At 67.3% G+C, this 23,001-nt stretch carries 27 protein-coding genes and 1 tRNA gene; 12 read left to right on the top strand and 16 right to left on the bottom strand.

Annotation, left to right across the window (positions count from 1 at the left end; all coding sequences use genetic code 11):
- Positions 1-20: 20 nt before the first annotated feature.
- Positions 21-2,243, top strand: a complete 2,223-nt coding sequence (locus BLV94_RS35240) for an MMPL family transporter (RefSeq protein WP_072947752.1) — start codon at positions 21-23, stop codon at positions 2,241-2,243.
- Here the strand turns inward: BLV94_RS35240 and BLV94_RS35235 are convergent.
- The 6 genes from BLV94_RS35235 to BLV94_RS35210 are packed head-to-tail and all read right to left on the bottom strand — an operon-like array spanning position 2,240 to position 6,050.
- On the bottom strand, positions 2,240-3,091 hold the full coding sequence (locus BLV94_RS35235; RefSeq protein ID WP_072947749.1) for a DNA-3-methyladenine glycosylase family protein: 852 nt from the start codon (positions 3,089-3,091) through the stop codon (positions 2,240-2,242). The genes BLV94_RS35240 and BLV94_RS35235 overlap by 4 nt on opposite strands.
- Entirely contained in the window at positions 3,088-3,753 is a 666-nt protein-coding gene (locus BLV94_RS35230; protein ID WP_083395775.1) for an alpha-ketoglutarate-dependent dioxygenase AlkB family protein, read from the bottom strand. Before BLV94_RS35230 ends, BLV94_RS35235 begins: the two co-directional genes overlap by 4 nt.
- On the bottom strand, positions 3,750-4,460 hold the full coding sequence (locus BLV94_RS35225; RefSeq protein WP_072947746.1) for a 2OG-Fe(II) oxygenase: 711 nt from the start codon (positions 4,458-4,460) through the stop codon (positions 3,750-3,752). Before BLV94_RS35225 ends, BLV94_RS35230 begins: the two co-directional genes overlap by 4 nt.
- Positions 4,457-5,059, bottom strand: a complete 603-nt coding sequence (locus tag BLV94_RS35220) for a methylated-DNA--[protein]-cysteine S-methyltransferase (protein ID WP_072947744.1) — start codon at positions 5,057-5,059, stop codon at positions 4,457-4,459. Before BLV94_RS35220 ends, BLV94_RS35225 begins: the two co-directional genes overlap by 4 nt.
- Positions 5,056-5,547 carry an RNA polymerase sigma factor gene (locus tag BLV94_RS35215; protein ID WP_072947742.1) on the bottom strand — a complete coding sequence of 164 codons (492 nt, stop codon included), beginning with the start codon at positions 5,545-5,547 and terminating at the stop codon, positions 5,056-5,058. The genes BLV94_RS35220 and BLV94_RS35215 overlap by 4 nt, the downstream gene beginning before the upstream one ends.
- Complete coding sequence (locus tag BLV94_RS35210; RefSeq protein ID WP_072947739.1) at positions 5,544-6,050, bottom strand: methylated-DNA--[protein]-cysteine S-methyltransferase; 507 nt, start codon at positions 6,048-6,050, stop codon at positions 5,544-5,546. Before BLV94_RS35210 ends, BLV94_RS35215 begins: the two co-directional genes overlap by 4 nt.
- 94 nt (positions 6,051-6,144) lie before the next feature.
- On the opposite strand from BLV94_RS35210, the gene BLV94_RS35205 reads away from it, so the two are divergent.
- On the top strand, positions 6,145-6,696 hold the full coding sequence (locus BLV94_RS35205) for a ribulose-1,5-bisphosphate carboxylase/oxygenase large subunit (RefSeq protein WP_072947736.1): 552 nt from the start codon (positions 6,145-6,147) through the stop codon (positions 6,694-6,696).
- On the opposite strand, the gene BLV94_RS35200 is transcribed toward BLV94_RS35205, so the two are convergent.
- The 4 genes from BLV94_RS35200 to BLV94_RS35185 all read right to left on the bottom strand — a co-directional run bounded on the left by BLV94_RS35200 (position 6,693) and on the right by BLV94_RS35185 (position 10,380).
- Positions 6,693-7,430, bottom strand: a complete 738-nt coding sequence (locus BLV94_RS35200; protein ID WP_072947733.1) for an SDR family NAD(P)-dependent oxidoreductase — start codon at positions 7,428-7,430, stop codon at positions 6,693-6,695. The two genes, BLV94_RS35205 and BLV94_RS35200, sit on opposite strands and share 4 nt — an antisense overlap.
- Complete coding sequence (locus BLV94_RS35195) at positions 7,427-8,452, bottom strand: phosphotransferase family protein (protein ID WP_072947731.1); 1,026 nt, start codon at positions 8,450-8,452, stop codon at positions 7,427-7,429. Before BLV94_RS35195 ends, BLV94_RS35200 begins: the two co-directional genes overlap by 4 nt.
- Complete coding sequence (locus tag BLV94_RS35190; protein WP_072947728.1) at positions 8,449-9,660, bottom strand: acyl-CoA dehydrogenase family protein; 1,212 nt, start codon at positions 9,658-9,660, stop codon at positions 8,449-8,451. Before BLV94_RS35190 ends, BLV94_RS35195 begins: the two co-directional genes overlap by 4 nt.
- 99 nt (positions 9,661-9,759) lie before the next feature.
- The gene (locus BLV94_RS35185; protein ID WP_072947725.1) at positions 9,760-10,380 is read right to left on the bottom strand and encodes a TetR/AcrR family transcriptional regulator; all 621 of its coding nucleotides are present in this window, start codon (positions 10,378-10,380) and stop codon (positions 9,760-9,762) included.
- 119 nt (positions 10,381-10,499) lie between these two features.
- Here BLV94_RS35185 and BLV94_RS35180 point away from each other — a divergent pair, with 119 nt between their 5' ends.
- Positions 10,500-10,958 (top strand): SRPBCC family protein, encoded by a 459-nt coding sequence (locus tag BLV94_RS35180; protein WP_072947722.1) that lies wholly within the window; start codon positions 10,500-10,502, stop codon positions 10,956-10,958.
- Here the strand turns inward: BLV94_RS35180 and BLV94_RS35175 are convergent.
- The 6 genes from BLV94_RS35175 to BLV94_RS35150 form a co-directional block, all read right to left on the bottom strand.
- Positions 10,955-11,944 (bottom strand): NADPH:quinone oxidoreductase family protein, encoded by a 990-nt coding sequence (locus BLV94_RS35175; RefSeq protein WP_072947719.1) that lies wholly within the window; start codon positions 11,942-11,944, stop codon positions 10,955-10,957. The two genes, BLV94_RS35180 and BLV94_RS35175, sit on opposite strands and share 4 nt — an antisense overlap.
- 3 nt (positions 11,945-11,947) lie before the next feature.
- Positions 11,948-12,706 (bottom strand): 3-oxoacyl-ACP reductase FabG, encoded by a 759-nt coding sequence (gene fabG, locus BLV94_RS35170; RefSeq protein ID WP_072947717.1) that lies wholly within the window; start codon positions 12,704-12,706, stop codon positions 11,948-11,950.
- Positions 12,707-12,773: 67 nt separating this feature from the next.
- Positions 12,774-13,583, bottom strand: coding sequence for an SDR family oxidoreductase (locus BLV94_RS35165; protein WP_072947715.1), 810 nt, complete (start codon positions 13,581-13,583; stop codon positions 12,774-12,776).
- Between the two features lie 123 nt (positions 13,584-13,706).
- Complete coding sequence (locus BLV94_RS35160; protein WP_072947712.1) at positions 13,707-14,402, bottom strand: TetR/AcrR family transcriptional regulator; 696 nt, start codon at positions 14,400-14,402, stop codon at positions 13,707-13,709.
- Positions 14,403-14,446: 44 nt separating this feature from the next.
- Positions 14,447-15,208, bottom strand: a complete 762-nt coding sequence (locus BLV94_RS35155) for an SDR family NAD(P)-dependent oxidoreductase (protein WP_072947710.1) — start codon at positions 15,206-15,208, stop codon at positions 14,447-14,449.
- A 41-nt stretch (positions 15,209-15,249) separates the two neighbouring features.
- Positions 15,250-16,395, bottom strand: coding sequence for an acyl-CoA dehydrogenase family protein (locus BLV94_RS35150; RefSeq protein WP_072947707.1), 1,146 nt, complete (start codon positions 16,393-16,395; stop codon positions 15,250-15,252).
- Between the two features lie 140 nt (positions 16,396-16,535).
- Between BLV94_RS35150 and BLV94_RS35145 the strand changes: the two genes are divergently transcribed.
- The 9 genes from BLV94_RS35145 (at position 16,536) to BLV94_RS35105 (ending at position 22,931) form a co-directional block, all read left to right on the top strand.
- A complete protein-coding gene (locus BLV94_RS35145; RefSeq protein WP_072947705.1) occupies positions 16,536-17,135 on the top strand; it encodes a TetR/AcrR family transcriptional regulator in 600 nt (199 codons plus the stop codon).
- Positions 17,136-17,226: 91 nt separating this feature from the next.
- Positions 17,227-18,570: an HNH endonuclease gene (locus BLV94_RS35140; protein WP_072947703.1), complete on the top strand. Its 1,344-nt coding sequence runs from the start codon at positions 17,227-17,229 to the stop codon at positions 18,568-18,570.
- A 91-nt stretch (positions 18,571-18,661) separates the two neighbouring features.
- Positions 18,662-19,003: a hypothetical protein gene (locus tag BLV94_RS35135; protein ID WP_072947700.1), complete on the top strand. Its 342-nt coding sequence runs from the start codon at positions 18,662-18,664 to the stop codon at positions 19,001-19,003.
- Entirely contained in the window at positions 19,000-19,569 is a 570-nt protein-coding gene (locus BLV94_RS35130; RefSeq protein WP_072947698.1) for a DUF3558 domain-containing protein, read from the top strand. The genes BLV94_RS35135 and BLV94_RS35130 overlap by 4 nt, the downstream gene beginning before the upstream one ends.
- A gap of 3 nt (positions 19,570-19,572) precedes the next feature.
- Positions 19,573-20,919 (top strand): hypothetical protein, encoded by a 1,347-nt coding sequence (locus BLV94_RS35125; protein WP_072947695.1) that lies wholly within the window; start codon positions 19,573-19,575, stop codon positions 20,917-20,919.
- Entirely contained in the window at positions 20,916-21,665 is a 750-nt protein-coding gene (locus BLV94_RS35120; protein WP_072947692.1) for an ESX secretion-associated protein EspG, read from the top strand. Before BLV94_RS35125 ends, BLV94_RS35120 begins: the two co-directional genes overlap by 4 nt.
- A 16-nt stretch (positions 21,666-21,681) precedes the next feature.
- Entirely contained in the window at positions 21,682-22,155 is a 474-nt protein-coding gene (locus tag BLV94_RS35115) for a DUF309 domain-containing protein (protein WP_007297214.1), read from the top strand.
- Positions 22,155-22,793 (top strand): LON peptidase substrate-binding domain-containing protein, encoded by a 639-nt coding sequence (locus BLV94_RS35110; RefSeq protein ID WP_072947689.1) that lies wholly within the window; start codon positions 22,155-22,157, stop codon positions 22,791-22,793. Before BLV94_RS35115 ends, BLV94_RS35110 begins: the two co-directional genes overlap by 1 nt.
- 61 nt (positions 22,794-22,854) lie before the next feature.
- Positions 22,855-22,931 (top strand) — tRNA-Met (locus BLV94_RS35105).
- The last annotated feature ends 70 nt before the right edge of the window (positions 22,932-23,001 follow it).

The following is a 23,001-nucleotide window of genomic DNA, read 5'->3' as shown; positions in this document are numbered from 1 at the left end:
GGGGCGGCGAAGGAGAACCCATGACGAAGTTGGATTCGACGGACTCGAGCACGAGCGGCGAGAAGTCGCGCAGATTTCGCTGGCCCGCGTTCACCATCGTGGCCATCGCGATCGTCGCGTTCTTCGCGGGCGGATTCGGGGGGACCTTCCAGGGGAAGCTCACCGAGGTCCAGAAGAACGACAACGCCGCCTACCTGTCGAGTTCCGCCGAATCGACGATCGTCACCAACGAATCGTCCAAGTTCCTCACCGTCGAAACCATCCCCGGTTTCGTGCTGTTCCACAGCGACGCACCGCTCACCGACCAGGACAAAGCGGCCGTCGCTCAGGCGCACGACGCCATCGCGGCCGTCGACGGCGTCGACGCCGAAGGCATGTCGCAGCCGCAGTTCTCGGAGGACGGCACCACGGCGTCAATCTTCGTTCCCCTCGTCGCGAAGGAGGACGGCACGGCGGTCGCCGGTGACGTGCTCGCCGCCACCGAGGAGAACGTCCTCACCGCCGCGAAGAGCGCGGCCACCGGGCTCGAGGTGCTCCCCGCCGGTCCCGGCGGTCTGCTGGTGGCGTTCATCGACGCGTTCGCCGGTCTCGACGGCGCCCTGCTGGGCGCGGCCCTGCTCGTGGTGGTCCTCATCCTGCTGGTGGTGTACCGCTCCCCGGTGCTGTGGTTCTTCCCGCTCTTCTCGGCCCTGCTCGCGCTCGGTCTGGCGTCGATGGTCATCTACTTCCTGGCCAAGGCCGAGGTGCTCACGCTCACCGGGCAGAGTCAGGGCATCCTGTTCGTCCTCGTGATCGGGGCGGGCACCGACTATGCGCTGCTCCTGATCTCCCGCTATCGGGAAGAACTGCACTTCTATCCCAGCCGGTTCGACGCCATGATCAAGGCCTGGAAGGAATCCGCCCCTGCCATCACGGCGTCGGCGGTCACCGTCATCCTCGGTCTGCTGTGCCTGACGTTTTCCGAACTGAACTCCAACAAGAGCCTCGGTCCGGTCGCCGCGATCGGCATCGCGTGCACGTACCTCGTGATGATGACGTTCCTGCCGGTGGCGCTGTCCGCGGCGGGACGGTGGGTGTTCTGGCCGCGGAAACCGAAGGTGGACGAGGCCGCCGACCTCACCACGCACGGTCTGTGGGGCAAGATCGCCGTCCAGGTCGGAAGCAAGGACCGCTCCCTCTGGATCGGGACGACGGTGCTGCTGGCCGTGCTGTTCCTGGTCGGTATCGGCAGCCTGAAGACGGACGGGCTGTCCTCTTCGGAGAACTTCACCAACCGGCCGGACGCCGTCGTCGGCCAGGAGTTGTACGACTCCAAATTCGATCCGGGCGCCGGCGCACCCGCCGTCATCGTCACCAACGCCGATCAGACGGACGCGGTCATCGCAGCCGTGAGCGGCGTGGAAGGTGTGTCGACGGATCCCGGCGCGGTGTGCCCGCAGGTCGATGTCGAGAAGCTGTCCGCCCTCGTCAAGTCGAACCCGGCGGCGGTGGCTTCGGCGGCCGGACAGGGGTGCGCACCCGACTTCCTCACCGCCGCACCGATCGACGGGCGAATGGTCGTCAACGTGACCCTCGCCGACTCGTACGATTCGCCGGAAGCTCTCGAGACGGTGAAACGACTGCGGGACGCGGCGCACGCAGTGCCCGGCGCCGACGCGCTCGTCGGTGGCAGCACGGCAACCACTCTCGACGTGCAGACGGCGTCGGTGCACGACCGGAACCTGATCATCCCGATCGTTCTCGTCGTCATCTTCGTCGTGCTGTCCCTCCTACTCCGCGCGCTGCTCACGCCGATCATCCTCATCGCCACCGTGGTCCTGTCGTTCGCGGCCACGCTCGGGGTGTGCGGGCTCTTCTTCACCCACGTCTTCCATTTCGCGAACGCGGATCCCGCGTTCCCGCTGTTCGCGTTCGTGTTCCTGGTGGCCCTCGGCATCGACTACAACATCTTCCTGATGACGCGGGTCCGCGAGGAAACCGAGGAACACGGCACCAAATCCGGTGTGCTGCGCGGTCTGGCGGTGACCGGTGGGGTCATCACGTCGGCCGGTGTCGTGCTCGCCGCGACGTTCGCGGTCCTCGGTGTGCTACCGCTGGTGTTCCTCGCCGAGGTCGGGTTCGCGGTCGCGTTCGGCGTGCTGCTCGACACGATCGTCGTGCGCAGCATTCTCGTCCCAGCGCTCTCCCACGACATCGGCAAGAAGATCTGGTGGCCGTCGGCGCTGGCGAAGGCCAAGGACTAATACGCCTCAGCCGTCCACAGGTGGAACAGGGCGTACGCCCGCCAGGGCCGCCACGCCTCGGCGAGTTCTGCTGCCTGCCTGCCGGTCTTCACCCCCAGCGCCCGTTTGAGGACGAGGTCGTCGGGTGTGAACGCGTCCGGGTCGCCCAGTACCCGCACCGTCAGATAGTCCGCCGTCCACGGACCGATGCCGGGCAGCGCGAGCAGACCGGCCCGGAACTCGGCCGGGTCGGTGTCCGCGCCGAGGCGCAGTCCGTTCGACGCGGCCTCGGCGAGCGCGAGCACCGTCCGGGCCCGGGCCCCGGTGAGACCGAGGGTCGAGCGGAACTGTTCGGGTGCGAGCGCCGCCAGCGTCTCCGGTTCGGGGAACGCGAAGAACCCGTCGTGGACCGGAAGGCCGTACGCGGCCACGAGCCGGCTGCCGAACGTCCGGGCAGCGGCCAGCGAAACCTGTTGTCCGAGAACGGTCAGGACCGCCGTCTCGAACCCGTCCACGCTCCCCAGGCGCCGCAGTCCCGGCCGTTGCGCCACGAGCGGAGCAAGCTGCGGGTGGCGGCTCAACGCGGCGTCGATCGGCAGCGGATCCACGTCGAGGTCGAGCCAGCGCCGGACCGTGGCGGTCAGTGCCTCGACGTCGTCGTGATGCGCCGGCGTCACGCGCGCCTCGACATACCCGTCGGCGGGTCGCACGAGAACGGACACCAGCGCAGGCCCGTGCGGTCCCTCGACCACCCGGGTGTGAGTTCCGTCGGGGTCGTGCCGCTCGAGCCCGGACACGGTGTGCGCGCGGAGCGCACCCCACAGCGGCGCATGGGTGAACGGACCCCGATACGGCAGTCGCACTCTCATGTGTCCACGAGTCCCGTCACCCGCAGCGTGATGTTCAGTCGCCCCGTGGTCAACCCGCAGCCCGGATCACTCGTGCCGGGAAGCACTTTCGGCACTCCGTGATACGCGAAGCGCGACTCGCCGCCGAACACGAACAGGTCGCCGGACAGCAATTCGACGTCGGTGTACGGCTTGGTGCGGGTGGCGGTGTTCCCGAACCGGAACGTGCACGTGTCGCCGATGCTCAACGACACCACGGGCGCATCGGATCGTTCCTCCTTGTCCTGGTGCATGCCCATCTTCGCGGCGTCGTCGTAGAAGTTGATCAGCGCGGCATCGGGCGTGTACCCGGCGGCGGGCTCCCCGTAGGCGTCGCCGACCGCCCGCCGGCCGAGTTCGACCAGCCAGTCGGGTAGCGGCGCGACGCGCCCACCGCCCGCGTCGTCGGCGGTGCGCGAGTAAGAATACGGCTTCCAGTGCCAGCCGAGGCACACTGTCTGCACCGACATGCGGTGTCCCGTCGGCAGTTGCGCGGCCCGCATCGGGACCGGCGCGGTGGCCCAGCGCCGGCATTCGGCCACCAGGTGGCGTTGCTCCTCCGGCGTGAGCCAGTCGGGGACGTGGACGGCGCCGGGCGCCACCACGGTCCGGGGTCGGGGTATCAAGGCGGATATCACGGTCACTCCGCGTCGTGCAGGACCAGGCCGAGGGTCCGGCGGGTGCCGCGTCTGATGGTGCTGACGCCGTGCCGTACCGGTCCCGTCGACCAACCGCGGGTCGAGCGCACGGGACGGTCCCGGGTGGTGAAGATCAGCGCGTGACCCTGCCGCAGCGTCGTCACCGTTCCTCGCGACTGGGCGCGGGGCCGCTGCTCGACGAGCATGAACTCGCCGCCCTCGTGGTCCACGCCCGGTCGGTCGAGTCCGATCACCACCTGCAACGGGAACACCAGGTCGCCGTAGAGGTCGCGGTGCAGCGCGTTCCAGTCGTTCGCCCGGTAGCTGAGCAGGATCGGCGTCGCCCGTTTCTGACCGGCGTCGTGGCACATGTCCAGCCATTCGTCCAGGGTGTCCGGCCACGGCGACGGCTGCCTCAGCTTGACCGCCCAGTCCCGTGCCACGGGAAGCAGTTTCGGGTAGAAGGCGGCGCGGAGTTCGGCCACGACCTCCGGTAACGGATAGTCGAAGTACCGGTACTGTCCCGAGCCGAAGCGGTGCCGGGCCATGTCCACGGTGGACCGGAAAAGCTCGACCTCCTCGTACATGTCCGCGATCTGCCCGCATTCCTCGGCGGTCAGGATCTGCTCCGATTGCGCGCACCCCGCGGCGTCGGTCTCGGCGTGCAGCGTCGGCCAATTCAGAGCGTTCACGCGCTGCGTCACGGTGGTCATGCCGCCGCCTCCAACGTCAGCAGAATCGACTTGGCCTCCGGCCCACCGGCGTACTGGCCCATGCTGCCGTCGCTGCGGACCACCCGGTGGCAGGGCACCACGACGGGCAGCGGATTCAGCGCACACGCGGTGCCGACCGCGCGCACCGCTTTCGGACTGCCCGCGGCGACTGCGACCGCCGCGTAACTGGCGGTGTGCCCGTAGTCGATGTCGGGGAGATGGCGCAGCACCTCGAGCCGGAATCCATTGGACAGCCGGAAGTCCAGCGGGACGTCGAAGCTCGTGCGCCTGCCGAGGAAGTATTCGTCGATCTCGTGGGCGACCCGGTCGAGCCGGGCCGGTGCGCGCAGGATCCGGGGACTGATCTGCTCGGCGAGGGTCTGCAGCACGGCGTCGTGATCCTGGCTGGGGAAGGCGACCCGCACCAGCCCGCGATCGGTGGCGGCGAGCAGCAGCGAACCGACCGGGGTGTCGAGTGTCCGGTACGCGACGTCGAGGAGCCCGGCTTCGGCGGCGGCGACGGCGAGACGCTCACGCAGTTTCTGCTCGACCGGGGAGTCCAACGGGTACAGGGAGTAGACGATGTCGGGCATGTTCATGTGATGTCTCCACTCACAGAAATCGAGAGGGTCTTGCGTAGCGCCGCAACGCCGTCCGCGGCCGCCCGCCGCGACGCGGCCGGGGAGTTGCCCAGGATCACCGCGATCTCGGTGTACGGCAGCCCGGCCAGGTAGTGATACGCCACCGCCGCCCGCTGCTTCATCGGCAGGGCACCGACCGCCTTCCACAACTCCGGGTCGTGGCCGCCGGGAAGTCCGCGGTCGGTCGTCTGCTCCGGCAGTTCGTCGGTGGGGACGGGCCGCCGGTCGCGCGCACGGATGTGGTCGAGCGCCTTCCGGTGCGCGATCGTCACCAGCCACGCCTCGACGTTGCTCTCCGGACCCAGATCGGGGTACGCGCGCATCGCGGCGATGAACGTCTCCGACCAGGCGTCCTCGGCGTCCACCGGACCGACCACGGCCCGGCAGACCCGCAGGACCGTCCGGCCGTGCTCGGCCACGACGTCTTCGAACGGCTTCAGCGTCATCGGCTCAGCCGGAGCCCCGCCCGTTCCGCTTCGCGTTCGAGCAGGAACCGTTTGCGGTCGAGACCGCCCGCATACCCCGTCAGGCTGCCGTTGCTCCCGATCACCCGGTGACACGGGATGATGATGCTGATCGGATTCCTGCCGTTCGCCGCCGCCACCGCGCGAACCGCGGTCGGAGTGCCGAGGGAATCGGCCAGCTGACCGTACGTCCAGGTGTCGCCGTACGGGATGGTGCGCAGAGCGTCCCACACTCGTTTCTGGAACGGGGTGCCCCGCGCAGCGAGCGGGACGGTGAAGTCGGTCCGCCGGCCGTCGAAGTATTCGGCGAGCTGGGTGGTTGCCTCGTCGAACCCTGCGGTGTCGCGGTCGCCGAACGTCGCGGGATTCGGCTGATGCCGGTGTTCGACCATGTAGATGCCGCTCAGCACCCCGTCGACGCTCACCAGCGTCAGGGGGCCAATCGGCGAATCGATGACAGTGTGTGCTGCTCGGTCGGCATTCACGGTGCCAATCCTTCCAGGTGTACGGGCCTCTGGAAGGTAGACGTCTGCCACGACCGAAACGTGAGGTGCGGAATGCATCAGGCAGGATGGGCCGATGGCTCTCGTACAACTCGGCACCCGCGACCTGGTGCGTACCGTCACCGGTGTCGCCCGGTGGTCGGTGGACACCGCTGAACTCGTCGTCTCCCTTCCCGGCCGGATCGGTGTCCTCCTGGACCAGGTCGAGGCACTGATCGCCCGCATCGAGGCGATCTGCGACGGCGCCGAGATCGCGGTGGCGCGGGCGAACGGGGTTGCGGAAGCGGCGGCCACCGTCGTCGCCACGGCGGGGAACACGTCCGCGTCGGCGCAGACGCTGATCGGCCTGTACGAGCCGCTCGCGACGAAGGCCGCCCCACTCGCGCAGCGGTTCGTCGACGACCTCACCGAGGAGGAGATTCACGCCGCGATCGGGTTGGTGAACCACCTGCCCGAGCTGACGATGCGCATGGAGGGGCTACTGCCGATCCTGGCGACCCTCGACACCGTGTCGCCGGAGATCCACCAGCTCCTCGAGGAGGTCCAGGGGGTGCGTCAGGCGATCCAGGGCGTCCCCGGGTTCAAGTTCTTCCGCAAGCGCGGCGAGGCGCAGGAAGACGAGGACTAGGCGCGGTAGCCGTCCGTTCCGGCCCGTCCGACGACGATCTTCGGGACCACCGCGCGCGAGGACAGCCGCAGCAGGGCGTCGACGAGTTCGACGATGTCGTTCACCTCGATCATCGTCTCGGGCGGAATCGTGTCGTGCGTCCACGCGGCCATGTCGGTGTCGACGTACGCCGGGGCGAGGGCGGTCGCGGAGATCCCGTTGCCCGACTCCTCCACGTTCAGCGTCTCGGTGAGCGAGATCAGCGCGGCCTTGGTGGCCCCGTAGACGGCAAGCCCCGCCTCGGCGTACACGCCGGTGATCGATGCCAGGGCGACGACCTTGGATCCGCGTCCCGGGTTCTCCGCCGCACCGGTCCGGAGCAGAGGCAGCGACTGCTGCAGCAGGCTGAACGGCGCCCGCAGGTTGACGCCCAGGCTCTTGTCGAATCGCCCCATCGGGAATTCGCCGATGGCGCCGGCGGTACCCACCCCCGCATTGAGTACCAGTGCGTTCAGCGAACCGAAGGCGTCGGCGTGCGCCTCGACGACCCGTCCCGCCGATTCCTCGTCGGCGAGATCCCCGGCGACCACGACGACGTCCTTCGCTCCTGCGGTCCGCAGGTCGGCGCCCACCGCTTCGAGCCGCTCACGATCGCGAGCCGTGATCGTCAGCCCGTACCCCTGCTCCGCGAGGCGGGTGGCGATGCCGAGTCCGATGCCACGCGAGGCACCGGTGATCAGTGCGCTGCGGCTCATACCGTCTGTCCTTTCAGGGCGCGCAGGCCCGCCGCGATGAATTCGGGCACCGCGTCGCCTGCCTTGTCGAAACCGTCACCGACGGTGGCGCCGGCCCGGTAGCGGTGGTTGATGCCCTCGGCGATGACGGCGAGCTTGAAGTTCGCGAGCGCCAGATAGAAGTTCCAGTGCACCAGTTCACGCCCCGACGCCACGGTGTAGCGCTGCGCCAGATCGTCGGCCGACTGCAGTCGCGGGCTCGTCCACGCCGCCGGTTCGCCGAGCACCAGGTCGAGAGCCGGATGCCGGTAGACGCACATCAGAGCGACGTCGGTGAGCGGGTCACCGAGGGTCGAGAGTTCCCAGTCCACGACCGCCGCCACGGTGCTCACGTCACCGGGCGCCAAAATCGTGTTGTCGATGCGGTAGTCGCCGTGCACGATCGACGACTCCGACTGCTGCGGAATCGACTCGGCCAGTGCGGCATGCAGGCGGTCGACGTCGGCGGAATCCGTCGTCTTCACCCGCCCCCACTGACTCGCCCACAGCTTCACCTGCCGGGCCACGTAGCCGTCCGCGCGGCCGAGCTGACCCAGGCCGACGGCGTCGTAGTCGACGTTGTGCAACGCGCCAAGCACGCGGACAAGTTCGTCGGTGCACGAATCGATGTCCGCGTCGGACAGAGCATCGAGGTCCGATTTGGTCCGGATCACCTGGCCCGTCACGTGTTCCACCACGGTGAACGGCGCGCCCATCACGCTGTCGTCCTCACACAGCGCGACGGTCGCGGCGACCGGCACGTCGGTGCCCTGCAGCGCCGAGGTGATGCGGAACTCGCGGGCCACGTCGTGCGCGGAGGGTGTGAGCCCCGCGGTGGGCGGCCTTCGCAGCACCCACCGCGAGGAGTCGTCGAGAATGGCGTACGTGAGGTTGGACTTGCCGCCCGAGATCAGGTCGGCCCGCAACTCGCCATTCAGAGGGACATTCGAGTCGGACAGGAACTTCTGCAGAGCAACGAGATCGAGGCCGCGATGTTCACTCATGCGCCTGCCTCCCGCGCGGCCTTCTTCGCGGCACCCACCACGCGCTTGGCAATGGCCCAGCGATGCACCTCGGACGGGCCGTCGTACACGCGGAACGGCCGCACCTCACGGGACAGCCGTGCGAGTGGCAGGTCGCCGGACACCCCGAGGCCGCCGCACATCTGCACGGAGTTGTCGACGATCCGGAAGATCGCCTCCGCGGCGTAGGTCTTCGCGATCGAGGTCGAGTTGCTCGCGTGGCCGCCCTGATCGAGTTCCCAGCAGGCCCGCGTCAGCAGCGCCCGGGTGGCGGCGATGTCGATCTCGTTGTCCGCGATCATCTTCTGGACCATGCCGAGATCGCCCAGCTTGCCGCCGAAACCGTCACGCTGCGCGACGTGCGCCACGGCGACGTCGTGGCCGCGGCGCGCGGCGCCCAGCCAGCGCATGACGTGCGTCATCCGGGCGGGCCCGAGCCGGACCTGGGCGTAGGCGAATCCCTGGTCCACCTCGCCGAGAACCCCGCTGTCGGGGACGAACAGATCCTCGAAGAACACCTCGCAGTGCCCGCCGATCATCGCCCGGTCGAGGGTGTCGATGTGACGCCCCACCGTCAGCCCCTCCGCGTCGGCCGGCGTGAGGAACATCGTGGCGCCGCCGCGGTCGCCGGGCACGCCGGACGTGCGAGCGAAGATGATGAAGAATCCGGCGCCGTCGGCTCCGGTGATGAAGTACTTGTGGCCGTTGATCTTCCACCCGCCCGGCACCTTCTCGGCGCGCGTGGTCAGCGCGGACGGGTCGGAGCCGGCTCCGGGCGACGGCTCGGTCATTGCGAACGCCGACCGCACGTCGCCGTGCGCGAGCGGGGCGAGGAACCGCTCCTTCTGCTCGGGGCTCGCGATGTGCGCGAGCATGTGGACGTTGCCCTCGTCGGGTGCGCCGATGTTCAGTGCCGTCGGGCCGAACAGCGAGTAGCCGGCGGCCTCGAAGACGGGCGCGCGGTCGGTCATGTTCAGGCCGTGCCCGCCGTACTCGACGGGTGCGTGCGGGGCGAAGACTCCGGCGTCCTTGGCCGCCTTCTGCATCTGCACGCGCAGGGTGTCGCCACCGGCGGCGGTGATGTCGCCGCCGTGCTCGTCCTCGATGGGCAGCACGACTTCGCGGATGAACGCCTCGGTCTTCTCGACGAGTGCGGTCACCTCGGGTGCATAGGACAGATCGATCGCCACAACTACCTCCAGTCAGTACGGCGACTCCGGTACCGACCGATCACTCGCTCGGTCGAAGTCGTTCCCGAGAATCCCACAGGTTCGGAACGGGGTCAAGCCTCAGTCGGATGTGCCGACGGCACTCCTCGCGATCGCCAGGTACCGCTCGACCAGTTCGTCGGGCGACAACGGCCCGTCCTCGCGGTACCAGGTGGACACCGCGACGCACATGGTGACCACGGCGCGGCTCGCGTCCTGCGGGAACGGTGTCCGGAAATGCCCGGCCGCAACCCCGTCCCGGACGATGTCGTCGAGCATCTCCTGCTGCTCGTCGCGCAGCGCGATGTACGCCCGCCTGCTCTCCGGTTCCATGCTCCGCGTCTCACGGGACGCGACGAAGGCCTGTTCCCGGCGGAACATGTGGAACCGCAGCAACGACTCGATGACCGCGTCGAACCGCTCCCCCGGCGTCGGGCCCGCCTCGGACACCGCCGCGCGACTGCGATCGAGGAGATCCCGCATCACGACATTCGTCAGCCCCACCAGCAACGCCTGCTTGGAGGGGTAATGGTGATAGAGACCGGGGACCGAGAGGCCGGCCCGCGATGCGATCTCACGGATCGACGCGCCGTCGTAGCCCTTCTCGACGAACGCCGCCAGCGCCGCGGCCAGAACCTTCGACAACCCCTGGTCGGTGTACTCACGCCACGAACTGCCGCGCTGGGTGCCCTCTACCGTCATGGGTCCTACGGTAGAACAGGAACCCGCCGCTCCCCTGCCGTGGTCGCGGGAGTTGACTAGAGTCGAACGAGGTCGCCCAGATCGACAGCCTTCTCCGACAGAGAGCCAGGGACCACCCGATGATCCACGTCCGTCACTCCGCGATCGCAGCCGTGCCCCTCCACGTGGCATTCGCGTACATCGACGACTACCGGACGGTCCCCGACTGGATGTTCGGAGTCTCGGAATTCCGTCCGATCGGCGAATTCGACCAGGGGCTGGAGTCGACATTCGACGCCGCGATACACATCGGCCCGAGCACCCTGCGCTCCCGCCTCGAGGTCACCGAGTGGGTGCAGGACCGGGTCATCACCCTGGCGTCGCTCGACGGCGCCGCCAACTCCTCCACCTGGGAGTTCACCGCGCACGGTGAGGACAAGACCGAGATCAGCGTGGACTTCGCGTACAAACTCCCCGGCGGTCTCACCGGCAGGGCCCTCGGTCTCATCGTCGAACCGTTCGTCGAAACGGCCGTGAAGAACACCGAGGCCACCCTGCGGCACAACCTCGAGGAGCTGTACGCGAAGCGCGCCCGCTAGCGTCCGGGCAGGAACGCCAGCCGTCCGACCGTCGTCCCCTCGCCGAGGCGTCCGATGCCGGCCGCGACGTCGGTGAGCCCGAGTCGCTCGCTGATCATCGGTTTGATCTCGCCGGCCGCCGTCATCCTCGTCAGCTCGTCGTGACACTCCCGGATGGCGGCGGGGTCGTAGGCGTTGTACAGACCCCAGTGCAGCCCGATGATCGAGTAGTTCTTGATCAGCGCGTGGTTCAGCCCGGGTGACGGGATGGTGCCACTCGCGAACCCGATCACGATGATGCGCCCCTCGAACGCGATGCATTTGGTCGACTTCGTGTAGGAGTCGCCGCCCACCGGATCGAACACGACGTCCGCACCGCGGCCGTCCGTGAAGTCCTTCACGGCCTGGACGAAGTCCTCGCTGTGCCGGTCGATGACGAGGTCGGCACCGAGTTCCCGCGTGTAGGCCGCCTTCTCGGGCCCGCCGACGACGCCGATCACCTTGGCGCCTGCCGCCTTGCCCAGTTGCACGGCCGCGCTGCCCACTCCACCTGCCGCGGCCTGCACGAGCAGGGTTTCGCCGGGCTGGATCTGCGTTCTGCGGTGCAGCGCAAACCATCCCGTCTGGTACCCGATCGACAGGGCCGACGCTTCGGCGTCGTCGAGGGCCTCCGGGGCGGGGAACGCGGTGGCCGCCGACATGACGGCCAGCTCCGCAAATCCGCCGTTCGGCAGGCTCGGCATGCCGATCACCCGCTCGCCGACGGCGAACCCGGTGACGCCCTCCCCCAGCTCCACCACCTCGCCGCACAGCTCCACACCGGGCGTGAACGGAAGCGGCGGCTTGATCTGGTACTCACCGCGGCACAACAGCACATCCGGGAAGTTGGCGGCCGCGGAGAGCACCTTGACCAGCAACTCTCCGGGCTTCGGCTCGAGGTCGGGGATGTCCTCGAACGTCAGGACGTCCCGCGGCTGACCCAGTTCGTGTACACGCCACGCCTTCATCGATCAGTCCTTCGGTCCACCGGCGACGTAGACGACCTGACCCGACACGAATCCGGCGCCCTCGCTGACGAAGAACGACGCGGTGTGCGCGATGTCCTCCGGTTGCCCGACACGGTTGACGGGGATCTGCGACGCCGCCGCCTTCTTGAAGTCCTCGAAGCCGACACCCACCCGCTCGGCGGTCGCGGCCGTCATCTCCGTCTCGATGAACCCGGGGGCGATCGCGTTTGCGGTGACACCGAACTTGCCGAGTTCGAACGCCAGGGTCTTGGTGAAGCCCTGCATACCCGCCTTCGCGGCGGAGTAGTTGACCTGCCCGCGGTTGCCGAGCGCGGACGTGCTCGACAGGTTCACGATCCGGCCGAACTTGGCGTCCACCATGTGCTTCTGCACGGCCCGCGACATCAGGAACGCGCCACGCAGGTGCACGTTCATCACGGCATCCCAGTCGTCGACGGTCATCTTGAACAGCAGGTTGTCGCGGGTGATTCCGGCGTTGTTGATCAGGATCGTCGGGGCGCCGAGTTCGGTCGCCACCCGTTCGACTGCGGCGGCGACGGACGCCTCGTCGGCGACGTTCGCGCCCACGGCCAGGGCTTCGCCGCCCGCGGCCTTGATCGCGTCGACGGTGCCGGCACATGCTGCCTCGTCGAGGTCGAGCACGGCGACGGCGTACCCGTCGCTCGCCAGCCGCTTCGCGACGGCGGCGCCGATGCCCCTGGCGGACCCGGTGACGATGGCGGTTCTACGTTCCTGGCTCACTTGTTTCCTCCATGCTGGTTGTTCTCGGTCTTCGTACGGTATTTGCGCAGTTCGCTTCTCGGTCAGGTCAGGACGGCTGGGCCAGGAGCGTCGCCTGGTAGCGGCGCATGCCCCGGATCCATCGGTCGTAGTCGGCGCCCTTGTGCCGGTACATCTCCAGCACCTCGGGGTGCGGAAGGATCAGGAATTGTTCGGCTTCCATTGCGGCGAGCACGCATTCGGCCACCTCGGCCGGTTCGAGCACCGAACCCGCGGTGGTGACGGCGCGTGCGGCGGTGGCCGACAGGGCGGCGTCGTCGGTGAGCAGTTTGGTGTTGACGCCCATCGGGCACAGGCAGCTGACGCGGACGCCTTTGTCGCCGTACGTGACCGACAGCCATTCGGCGAATCCGACGGCGGCGTGCTTGGTCACCGAGTAGGGGGCGGAACCGATCTGAGTGAGCAGCCCGGCGGCCGACGCCGTGCTGACGAAGTACCCCTCCCCGCGCTCGATCCAGCCGGGAACGAGGCGGCGGGCCGCCCGGATGTGCGCTCGGACGTTCACATCGAGGGCGAGGTCCCACACGGCGTCGTCGGGTTCGAGTTGGTCGCCTGCCGCGACACCCGCGTTGGCGAAGTAGAGGTCGACGGGCCCGAAGGCCTGCTCCGCGGCGTCGATGACCGACGCGATCTGAGCGTCGTCGGACGCGTCGGCCTGCACTGCCAGCGCAGCGCCGGGATGCTCGGCGTCGATTCTCCGGACGATCGTTCCCAGCCCGGTGCCGTCGAGGTCGGTGACGACGACCTTGGCACCCTCGGCGGCGAGCCGCTCCGCGAGTGCACTGCCGATTCCACCTCCGCCACCGGTGACGACGGCGACCTTCTGCGCAACCTGCACGAGATTCCTCCCTCGAGGGGACACGGACGTGGCCCCAGTCTTCCACAGAAATCACCTGAACCCGGTGTCGGATTCAGTTTTGTGGACCGAAGTTCCCCATACGCTCACGCCGCCGGCGAGAGCTCAGCTCCGCTCGGGGAACCTCAGTCCGTTCGCCCAGATCCGCGTCGTCGTGAACACGACGTCGTCGAAGTCGACAGGAGTGCCGTCGGTCCCGTTCACGCTGGCCACGAACACGTTGTACGCCAGCCTGCTGACCATCCCCGACAACGCCCTCGACGCCAGCATCGGGTCCAGTTCCTTGTCGGCGATGCCCCGCGCCTGCAGCTCGGCGATCCCCCGCGCGTTGCGCGCGATGAACGCGTCGGCCCGCTGACGCCGCAGGTCCGCGAACGCCGGGTCGATGTGCGCCACCTGCTCGAGCAGCCCCATCAGCTTGGCGTTGCGCCGGTAGGCCTCCAGGTAGGCGCGGTTGCTCGCCTCCAGCACCGCGTAGGGGTCGTCGGTGTCCTGCACCCGCTTCATGCCCGGGTGCATCATGTCTTCCTGCGCCACCTCGAGGACGGCGACGAAGACCTGCTCCTTGTTGTCGAAGTAGGTGTAGAACGACCCCGTCGAGCAGTTCGCTTCCTTCGTGATGTCGGTGAGCCTGGCGTCGAGGTACCCGGACCGCTCGAACACCGTCCGCGCGGCCGCCACCAGCGCCGCGCGCGTGCGTGCACCGCGAGGGGTCGCCGGAGGCTCCCGCAGCAGATCGGTGGCCGCCATCGACGGGGCGGGCTGGTCGTCCCACTCTTCATGGACGGTGCGCGTGGTCATTTCCTACTTATACGCCAGCACCGCAGCCCCGCCCAACCCGGCGCTCAGGTGATGGTGATGCCGCCGTCCACCGCGATCGTCTGACCGGTGACGTACGCCGCGGCGTCCGACGCGAGCCAGACCACGGTCGCGGCCAGCTCCTCCGGGTCACCGAAGCGACCGAGAACCAGACGCGATTTCATCGATTCGAGGTACCCGTCCTGGTACTGGTCCGTCATCTCCGTCTCGAAGAATCCGGGAGCGATCGCATTCACGCGGATGCCCTTGCGGGCACCCCACTGCTGCGCCAGATCGCGGGTCAGACCGATGACCCCGGCCTTGCTCGCGGCATACGCGGCCTGCGGAAGTCCCGCGGTCGTGAGGCCCAGCACGCTCGCGATGTTCACGATCGCGCTGCCCGGCTTCATGACCCTGCCCGCCGCCTGCGCCGCCCAGTAAGAGCCGTTCAGATTGATGTCGACGACCTGCCGGAACTGCTCCGGCGTCTCCCTCGTCGCGGGAACGGCAGTACCGACGCCCGCGTTGTTGACGAGAACGTCCACGCGGCCGAACTTCTCCATCGCTTCGTCGATCATGTTCTGCGCCTGCGCCGGGTCGACGATGTCCATCGCGACGCACAACGCCTGACGTCCCGCGGCCCGAACCAGTTCCGCGGTCTTCTCCAGACGGTCGGTACGGCGCGCAGCCAGCACCACGTCGGCGCCCGCCTCCGCCGCCGCCTGCGCGAACGCCACCCCGAGGCCCGACGACGCACCGGTCACGACGACCACCCGATCGGTCAAGCTGAACTTGTCGAGAACGGACATACGAAGCGACTCCTTTGTCGTCGGGCTGTGGGGGTGCGGACTCAGAGGCCGAGGTCGCGGCCGATCAGTTCCTTCATAATCTCGTTGGAACCGGCCCAGATCTTGGTGACACGGGCATCCATCCACGCACGCGCGGCACGGTATTCGGTCATGAACCCGTAGCCACCGTGCAGCTGTACGCAGTGGTCGAGGACCTCGTTCTGCACCTGAGCAGTCCACCACTTGGCCTTCGCGGCGTCCACTGCCGTCAGCTCGCCGTCGGCATGTGCGGCGACGCAGTTGTCGACGTACGCCTGGGTGACCTCGACACGGGTGACGAGGTCGGCGAGAAGGAACTTGTTCCACTGCAGCGACCCGATGGGCTGCCCGAATGCCTTGCGGTCCTTGGCGTACTGGATCGTCTCCTCGAGAATCGGCGCGGCGTGCGCGATGTTCGAGACGGCGGCGCCGACACGCTCCTGCGGCAGCATCTCCATCATGTGGATGAAACCGCGGTCGATCTCACCGATGATGTTCGTCGACGGCACGCGCACGTTCTCGAAGAACAGTTCGGCGGTGTCGGACTCGTGCTGGCCGACCTTGTCGAGCTTGCGTCCGCGCTCGAAGCCCTCCATGCCCGTCTCGACGGCGAACAGCGTGATGCCCTTGGACTTCTTCTCGGGGCTGGTGCGCGCGGCGACGATCACCAGGTCGGCGTTGTAGCCGTTGGTGATGAACGTCTTGGAACCGTTGATGATCCAGTCGTCGCCGTCCTTGACCGCGGTGGTCTTGAGCGAGGCGAGGTCCGAGCCGCCGGAAGGCTCGGTCATGCCGATCGCGGTGAGCAGTTCACCGGTGCAGAACTTGGGCAGCCAGCGCTGCTTCTGCTCCTCGGTCGTGAGCTGCACGAGGTACGGCGCGACGACATCGGCGTGAATGCCGAAGCTCGACGACACTGCGGCGCTTGCGCGTGCGAGTTCCTCCCCGAGGACTGCGTTGAACCGGTAGTCGCCGGCCTCGCTTCCGCCGTACGCCTCCGGGACCTCGAGGCCCAGGAAGCCGTTCCGGCCCGCTTCGAGCCAGATCTCGCGGTCGATGAAGCGCTGCGCGATGAGCTTGTCTGCCACCGGCAGCAGGTTGCGGTTCACGAACTCCCGGACCGATTCGCGGAATGCCTCGTGATCGGGGCCGTACAGGGTGCGTCGCATGACCGCTCCTTCTGGATGTCGAGCTTTGACTGGTTCACGCTTCGAGCATGTAAGCGTCTGCTTATTTTCTAAGCGCTTGCTTATACTGATGGGGTGACGCGGTATTGTCAACAGCCGCGCAGCCGAGGATGGAGAAAGATATGAGCGAATCACCCAGCCAGGTGATCAGCCCGTCCAAGGCTGCCGCCCGCATCCGAGCTGCAGCCGTCGACGCGTTCGCTACCAGCGGATACGGAGGCACCACCACTCGCGAGATCGCCGCCCGCCTCGACATGAGCCCGGCCGCGATGTACCCGCACTACCGCTCCAAGGAAGAACTGCTCTTCGCGATCAGTTACGAAGGCCACACCGCCGCGCTCGACGTCGTCGTGAGTGCAGACCTCCCAGACGAGGCACCCTCGACGAGACTGCAAGCGCTGATCGGCGCGTTCGCGAGCTGGCAGGCCACCCACCACGCACAGGCCCGCGTCGTCCAGTACGAACTCAACGCCCTCACGCCGGAGCACTACCGCGACGTGGTCAAACTGCGCCGCGACATCACCCACATCGTCCGCTCCGTCGTCGACGCCGGAGCAGCATCCGGCGAATTCACCGTCCCCGACGGCGAAGGCGTCACCCTCGCCCTCATGTCACTGTGCGTCGACATCTGCCGCTGGTTTCCTGCAGGCGCCTACACCGAGCCGGAGGCCGTCGCGGACCTCTACGCCGGCCTCGCCATGCGACTGGTCGGGGCAGCGTAGGTATTGCGTTGGGTATTGCCGGGGTCCCGTGGCCGGGTTAAGATAGAACATACGTTCGATTCGGGGGATTCGGCAGTCGTGGGGGGTCGGGGTGGATACAGGGGCGGTAATCGCGTTTCTGGCCGAGGTGCCGAAACTCGATCGGGATATCGACGATGCGACGCGCATCGATGTACTCCGGGCACTGGAAGAGGTGAAGGCCGCATGCGCCGGCGCGCAAGCCCGGGTGACCGCAGACCTCGACGCCTCCATCCGAGCCGAACGAGCGGACCGCAATGTGCCGCTGCCGCAGCGCGGGCGCGGTATCGCAAACCAGGTTGCGCTGGCACGACGGGACTCACCATTTCGCGGTGGTCGCCATCTCGGCATGGCGACCGCTCTCGTCCACGAGATGCCCTGTACCTTGGCCTTGCTCGAACGAGGGTTACTCAGCGAGTGGCGAGCAACGATCCTCGTCCGCGAAACGGCATGCCTGACTCGGGAAGATCGCACAGCGATCGACTACCTGCTGTGCGGCGACCCGGCAACGTTGGACGGGCTCGGCGACCAGGCGGTGTGCGCGAAAGTTCGCGCGGCAGCCGCGGAAGTCGACGCCGAGGCCGTGGTGCGGCGGGCGCGCAAGGCCGTGTCGGATCGGCGGGTCACCTCCCGTCCCGCACCGGACACCATGGCCTACGTCAGCGCCCTGCTACCCGTCGCGCAGGGGGTCGCGGTGCACGCCACCCTCGCACGTGACGCCGACTCGATCCTCGCCGCGGGCGACGAACGCACGCGGTCGCAGATCATGGCCGACCTCCTCGTGTCCAGAGTCACCGGCACACACCACACGGCGACGACACCGCCGATCACCGTGAACTTGGTGATCTCCGATCGCGCCCTCCTCGACAACGGATCCGAACCCGCCCACGTGCAGGGATACGGGCCTGTCCCCGCCGAACTGGCGGGGCACTGGATTTCCGAGGCAGTCCAGGCAGCGATCGATCCAGACACCGGAGATGCGACGCGGGTGAACCTGCGCCGTCTGTACGCCAACCCACAGTCGGGAGCGCTGACCGCGACCGAATCCCAGGCCCGCTGCTTCCCCGCCGGGTTGGCGAGGCTCATCGATCTACGCGATCGAACCTGCCGGACACCCTGGTGCGATGCCCCGATCCGGCACCACGACCACATCCAGCCCCGCGAAAGCGAGGGCCCGACGACCGCGCACAACGGCGCCGGTCTGTGCGCAGCCTGCAACTACGCCAAACAAGGCGCAGGATGGAACGCCACCCCTCATCAGTTGCCCGGAGGACTGCACCACATCGAGGTCTACACCCCCACCGGACACCGGTACCGATCGACAGCACCACCACTACCGAAACCATTGCCATTCCACGAGCTTCAGACCGACTCACCCGTCGAACGCATCCTCATCGAATTCCTCAACGCAGCCTGAACATTGCAGCGCTGCGCACTAGACCGAATGACACACCCGTGCGGTAGCATCTCCGCACGCGGCCGAGGGGGTCCTGTCGAGCACTGGGGGGATGGGAATGAGCAAAACACTGCGTCTGGAAGATGACGCCATCGAGAAGTGTGTCGGCGTGTGCAACACGATGCTGGAGCAAGTGAGAGATGCGATAAAGGAAGCGGACAGCCTTCGCATGGTCACCGGGTTCGGCGGATTCACCTCCGCGCAAGAGCTGCAGAATGGCTATCAATCGAAGTTCACAGGCGACGCTGGGTCGGTGCACCAACGGCTTAGTCAATTTCGCGACGCAATCATTCTGATGCGCGACACATTCGCGGCCGGTGGTCAAGCCTTCGGGGACGCCGACAGCGCAATCCGAGAAGCCCTCGGCGCCATTCAGGAGGACACACCAGCATGAGGCAGCCTCTTTTGTGGATCGGCATTACATCGACCGCCATAGCTCTGGTTGGGTGCACGGCGTCCGCGACGACAGAAACAGATCCCCACACGTCATCCACCCGAATTCCACGCCACGTCGACCAATCGACTCGCCCTCAGGTTGCCTTCGATCCGTGCCTCGACATTCCCGACGAAGCCCTGTTGAAGGCAGGGTACGACGCGAGCAGTGAAAAGAACGCCGACTTCCCTGCGGGGAGCTATACCTTCCTAGGCTGTTCGTACGATTCCGTCGACGACCTTTACGGGATGAATGCGTTGTCAGGGAATATCAGCTGGGCTGAAGAGCAAGAAAAATCCAAGGACCATGCCACACCGATCGAGATTAACGGTCGTCGAGCGCTTCTGAAGTTCAATCCTGAAGTCAGAAATTCGTGCGATCTCAGCATGGAAACTTCATACGGCATGTTCGGATTAACTCGAAGCATCTTCCCCGACCACGCTGGGCCCGCTCCCGAATCTGAATGGTGCGCAGGCTTGGAGGACATCGCCCGGATCTTCGAACGCTACATTCCGAAGGAGGGCTAAGCCGTGCCGCCCAATGATGTTGTGTCCACGATCCTCGACTCGATAAATCCGAATGGAGCAGGCGAGCAACGCCGCACGGGCTTACAGAACTCGGCGGACAAGCTGACCGCAGGATCAGGAACAGACGAACCGTACATCCGCACCATGGAGAGCTTCCACGGTATGGATCACGAAGAAATGTACGCAAAGGCGCAGACCATGGTTCCCGACGCCATCAGTCAACTCGCCCAGGCCTGTCACAGCATCTCGAATGCGCTCCCTTTAGCGTTCGGGTTCGCGATCCTCCGAAATACCATCTCCGAACGCTGGGAGGGTGCGGCGGCGGATGCCGCGGCGCAAGCTACCGAGAAACTCGCTGCAACGAGCGGTCAACTGACATCGAGCATCGCGGCAATTGCCGTCAAGCTCGACATCCTGAGCAGTGCGGCTGCGGATGTGAAAGCCTCTGTGCCTCAGCCGGCCAGTGCCGAAGGTGTCCTGTCTCAACTCCCGCTGAGCCCGCTTGCGGCCGAAAGGTCCGAGACTGAGAGGGAAGCCGCACGTCTCGAGGCGGTTCGGAGGTTGGAGGCGATCTACGTGCCGAACTACCGGGACGTCGGCACGAATGTCCCGCAGTTACCGGAGCCCTACACGCCATCTGGCGACGGTTCCGGCTCCGGCGGCATGCCGAGTTCGTACGGAACGGTGCCACAGGGTTCAAATCCGTGGAACACATCCGACAGCAGTACCTTCTCCGCGCCGAGCGATGGCGATGCGTCTGTGAATGGTGAGACCCCTGGGGCCGAGGGTTCCGCGGAGGATGATGCCGCGACCACGTCTGCAGCGAATGCCGAGGCTGCTGCCAATCAGGGCGCCGGTGCCGGATCCGGTTCGGCCGCACAGACTGCGGCTGCGAATGCGCAGAACGCTGCTGGTGCAGGTTCGCAGTCGGGCAACGGCGCGGGCGGAGCGGGTTATGGCGGAATCGCCGGCGGATCGGGCGCCGGTGCATCCGGTGCCGGCGGATCGGGTGTCGGGGGTTCGGCGTCGAGCACGCGCCGGAAGAACGACAAACGCGAGTCCGAGTCCAACTCGGGCGCTGTGGTTCCGGGTGGCCCGATCCCGTCGGGTGGTGCGGCGGCGGGTGCAGGGGCGGCGGCCGCTGCCGCGGCGGCGACGCCGGTGAAACCGAGCATGAGTCGCCCCGGGATGGGTATGGCACCCGGCATGATGGGTGCGCCCGGCCGGGCAGGCGGAAACGGCGAGGGCGACACGGAGCATCAGACGCCGAGCTACCTCATCACCGTCGACAACGGCAACGACCTGATCGGTAAACTCGACCCCGTCGCACCGCCGGTGATCGGCGCATGAACTGGCGGCTGACGTCAGCTCAATTCATGTGCCTTTGGGAGGCAACCGATCTCGACTGGATGCCGTACCCGCTGAAGTACCGGTCCGCCGCGGCAACGGAAGACCAGTACGCGATCCAGCAACGCGAACTGGAGCAGTGGCGGTCCGCGCTCGACGAACCGAAACTGGTCGCGGCGATCCAGGTGCTCCGGAACCCGCAAGTGTCCGTCACGGTGCTCGCCCCCTCCCCCGAACTCGACTCCGGGATCCGGCGGAGGGGCAGCATCCGGGGCCGGGTCGCCGTCGTCGCCGAACAGCTCCGCGGCGAACCGGGACGCGGCGACATCCGGATCGACGCGGGCGTGGAGAGCGTCGACGGGTTCGTCGCCCGACTCCTGGACGACTTGCCCGACTGCGCTCCCGGACGAACCCCGTCGCTGACCGCGCACCCCGACGACATTCAGAGCCGAAGCGCCACGACGTCCGTCCTGCAGAACGCCCGGGCCTCCGACGGCACTCTGCTGCGACGGATCGTCGGCCGACCGCGAACCGGGATCGGTTACATCTGCATCCGTGGTGCGCGCAGCGGACTCGACGAGCCCGTTCTGGGTGAACTGACCTGGATCGACGTGGAACAGGACGGCCGGTACCTCTATCACCAGGACGACCGTGTTCACCTGCGGTCGGCGACGGTCCGGGTGGTTCGCGACGAGTTGTCGAAACGCGTGTCTGCGGCCCTTGCCAACCCTTCGCCGACCCGCGGCTGAGCGTTACCCTTGTCCCATGACCGATCGGGACAGGGACGGGACGGGGAAGCCGCTCAACGCACGCCCCCGCGACGAGCTTGGCCGGCCCCTGCCTCACGACGCCGAGGGTGTGCCGCGCATCCCCGACGACCTGCGGTTACCGCCCGACGAGGCGATCACCGAGGCTCAGCGGCTACTCGACCACGGCATGCCGTTCCACGCCCACGAAATCCTCGAAGGCACGTGGAAGATCGCACCCGAGGACGAGCGGGAACTGTGGCAGGGGCTCGCGCAGCTCGCTGTGGGTCTCACCCACCTGATGCGGGGCAACAAGACCGGTGCGCGGTCGCTGCTGCGCCAGGGCCACGACCGGATCCGGCATTACGAGGTGGAGGCGCCACACGGCCTCGACATCGCCGGCCTCCTGACGTGGTCGGAACACCTGACGGACGAGATCGATCGCGTCGACCCGTTGCCGGCGACGCCCGTACCCCGATTGAGAATCCCCTGATGACTCTGCTCCCCATGTTCCCGCTGGGCTCGACGATGCTGCCCGGTCAGCAGCTCCCCCTCCACGTCTTCGAACCCCGCTATCAGGAACTGGTCCGCGACTGCCTGGACGCACCGGACGGTCCGCGATTCGGGGTCGTGCTCATTGCTCGCGGCAACGAGGTGGGTGGCGGCGACGTGCGCCACGACGTGGGCACGATCGCGCGGATCGAATCCCACGCGTCGATCGGCGACGGCCGGTACGAGTTGTTCTGCCGCACCGAGGAACGCATCAAGGTGTCGAAGTGGTTGCCGGACAACCCGTATCCGATCGCCGAGGTGGATGTGTGGCCGGACGAGAACTCCGGCACCCAGACGGCGGATTACGAATTCCCGTCGCTGATCGAGAGACTCGAATTCCTGTACGGCCTCCTCCGACGTCTCGCGACGGAGACCGGGAACGTCCCGCCCGACGTTCCGGTCATCGGCGGGTTCCGCGGGTCCCTCGGCACGAGGCTGTACGAGATCGCCACGTACATTCCGATGGGCGACGCCGACCGCCTGCAGATTCTCGCTGCGGCCGGCGCGGACGAGCGCTTGCGGGAGGTTTCCGAGGCGATCGAGAACGCCATCGAAATGGTCCAGTTCCGGTTGATGTGACCTAGCCCTCCCCGGGGTTGGTCAAGAGCACTCCGGGAAGGGTGTAGTGTTGTCAATGCAACGCGGGGTGGAGCAGCTCGGTAGCTCGCTGGGCTCATAACCCAGAGGTCGCAGGTTCAAATCCTGTCCCCGCTACCAAGTGGAAACGGCTCCGGAGATTCAATTCTCCGGGGCCGTTTTCGTTGTCCCCACATCCTCCAGGACTAGA

Origin of the sequence: Rhodococcus koreensis (assembly GCF_900105905.1) — a bacterium.
In the GTDB taxonomy this organism is placed as follows: Bacteria; Actinomycetota; Actinomycetes; order Mycobacteriales; family Mycobacteriaceae; genus Rhodococcus_F; species Rhodococcus_F koreensis.
This window is presented reverse-complemented; position numbering and strand designations above follow the sequence as displayed.

Coding starts and splice junctions, on each gene's coding strand:
- BLV94_RS35240 (WP_072947752.1), top strand. CDS start 21: ATGACGAAGTTGGATTCGACGGACTCGAGCACGAGCGGCGAGAAGTCG.
- BLV94_RS35235 (WP_072947749.1), bottom strand. CDS start 3,091: ATGAGAGTGCGACTGCCGTATCGGGGTCCGTTCACCCATGCGCCGCTG.
- BLV94_RS35225 (WP_072947746.1), bottom strand. CDS start 4,460: ATGACCACCGTGACGCAGCGCGTGAACGCTCTGAATTGGCCGACGCTG.
- BLV94_RS35220 (WP_072947744.1), bottom strand. CDS start 5,059: ATGAACATGCCCGACATCGTCTACTCCCTGTACCCGTTGGACTCCCCG.
- BLV94_RS35215 (WP_072947742.1), bottom strand. CDS start 5,547: ATGACGCTGAAGCCGTTCGAAGACGTCGTGGCCGAGCACGGCCGGACG.
- BLV94_RS35205 (WP_072947736.1), top strand. CDS start 6,145: ATGGCTCTCGTACAACTCGGCACCCGCGACCTGGTGCGTACCGTCACC.
- BLV94_RS35200 (WP_072947733.1), bottom strand. CDS start 7,430: ATGAGCCGCAGCGCACTGATCACCGGTGCCTCGCGTGGCATCGGACTC.
- BLV94_RS35195 (WP_072947731.1), bottom strand. CDS start 8,452: ATGAGTGAACATCGCGGCCTCGATCTCGTTGCTCTGCAGAAGTTCCTG.
- BLV94_RS35185 (WP_072947725.1), bottom strand. CDS start 10,380: ATGACGGTAGAGGGCACCCAGCGCGGCAGTTCGTGGCGTGAGTACACC.
- BLV94_RS35180 (WP_072947722.1), top strand. CDS start 10,500: ATGATCCACGTCCGTCACTCCGCGATCGCAGCCGTGCCCCTCCACGTG.
- BLV94_RS35175 (WP_072947719.1), bottom strand. CDS start 11,944: ATGAAGGCGTGGCGTGTACACGAACTGGGTCAGCCGCGGGACGTCCTG.
- BLV94_RS35160 (WP_072947712.1), bottom strand. CDS start 14,402: ATGACCACGCGCACCGTCCATGAAGAGTGGGACGACCAGCCCGCCCCG.
- BLV94_RS35155 (WP_072947710.1), bottom strand. CDS start 15,208: ATGTCCGTTCTCGACAAGTTCAGCTTGACCGATCGGGTGGTCGTCGTG.
- BLV94_RS35150 (WP_072947707.1), bottom strand. CDS start 16,395: ATGCGACGCACCCTGTACGGCCCCGATCACGAGGCATTCCGCGAATCG.
- BLV94_RS35145 (WP_072947705.1), top strand. CDS start 16,536: ATGAGCGAATCACCCAGCCAGGTGATCAGCCCGTCCAAGGCTGCCGCC.
- BLV94_RS35135 (WP_072947700.1), top strand. CDS start 18,662: ATGGGAATGAGCAAAACACTGCGTCTGGAAGATGACGCCATCGAGAAG.
- BLV94_RS35130 (WP_072947698.1), top strand. CDS start 19,000: ATGAGGCAGCCTCTTTTGTGGATCGGCATTACATCGACCGCCATAGCT.
- BLV94_RS35120 (WP_072947692.1), top strand. CDS start 20,916: ATGAACTGGCGGCTGACGTCAGCTCAATTCATGTGCCTTTGGGAGGCA.
- BLV94_RS35115 (WP_007297214.1), top strand. CDS start 21,682: ATGACCGATCGGGACAGGGACGGGACGGGGAAGCCGCTCAACGCACGC.
- BLV94_RS35110 (WP_072947689.1), top strand. CDS start 22,155: ATGACTCTGCTCCCCATGTTCCCGCTGGGCTCGACGATGCTGCCCGGT.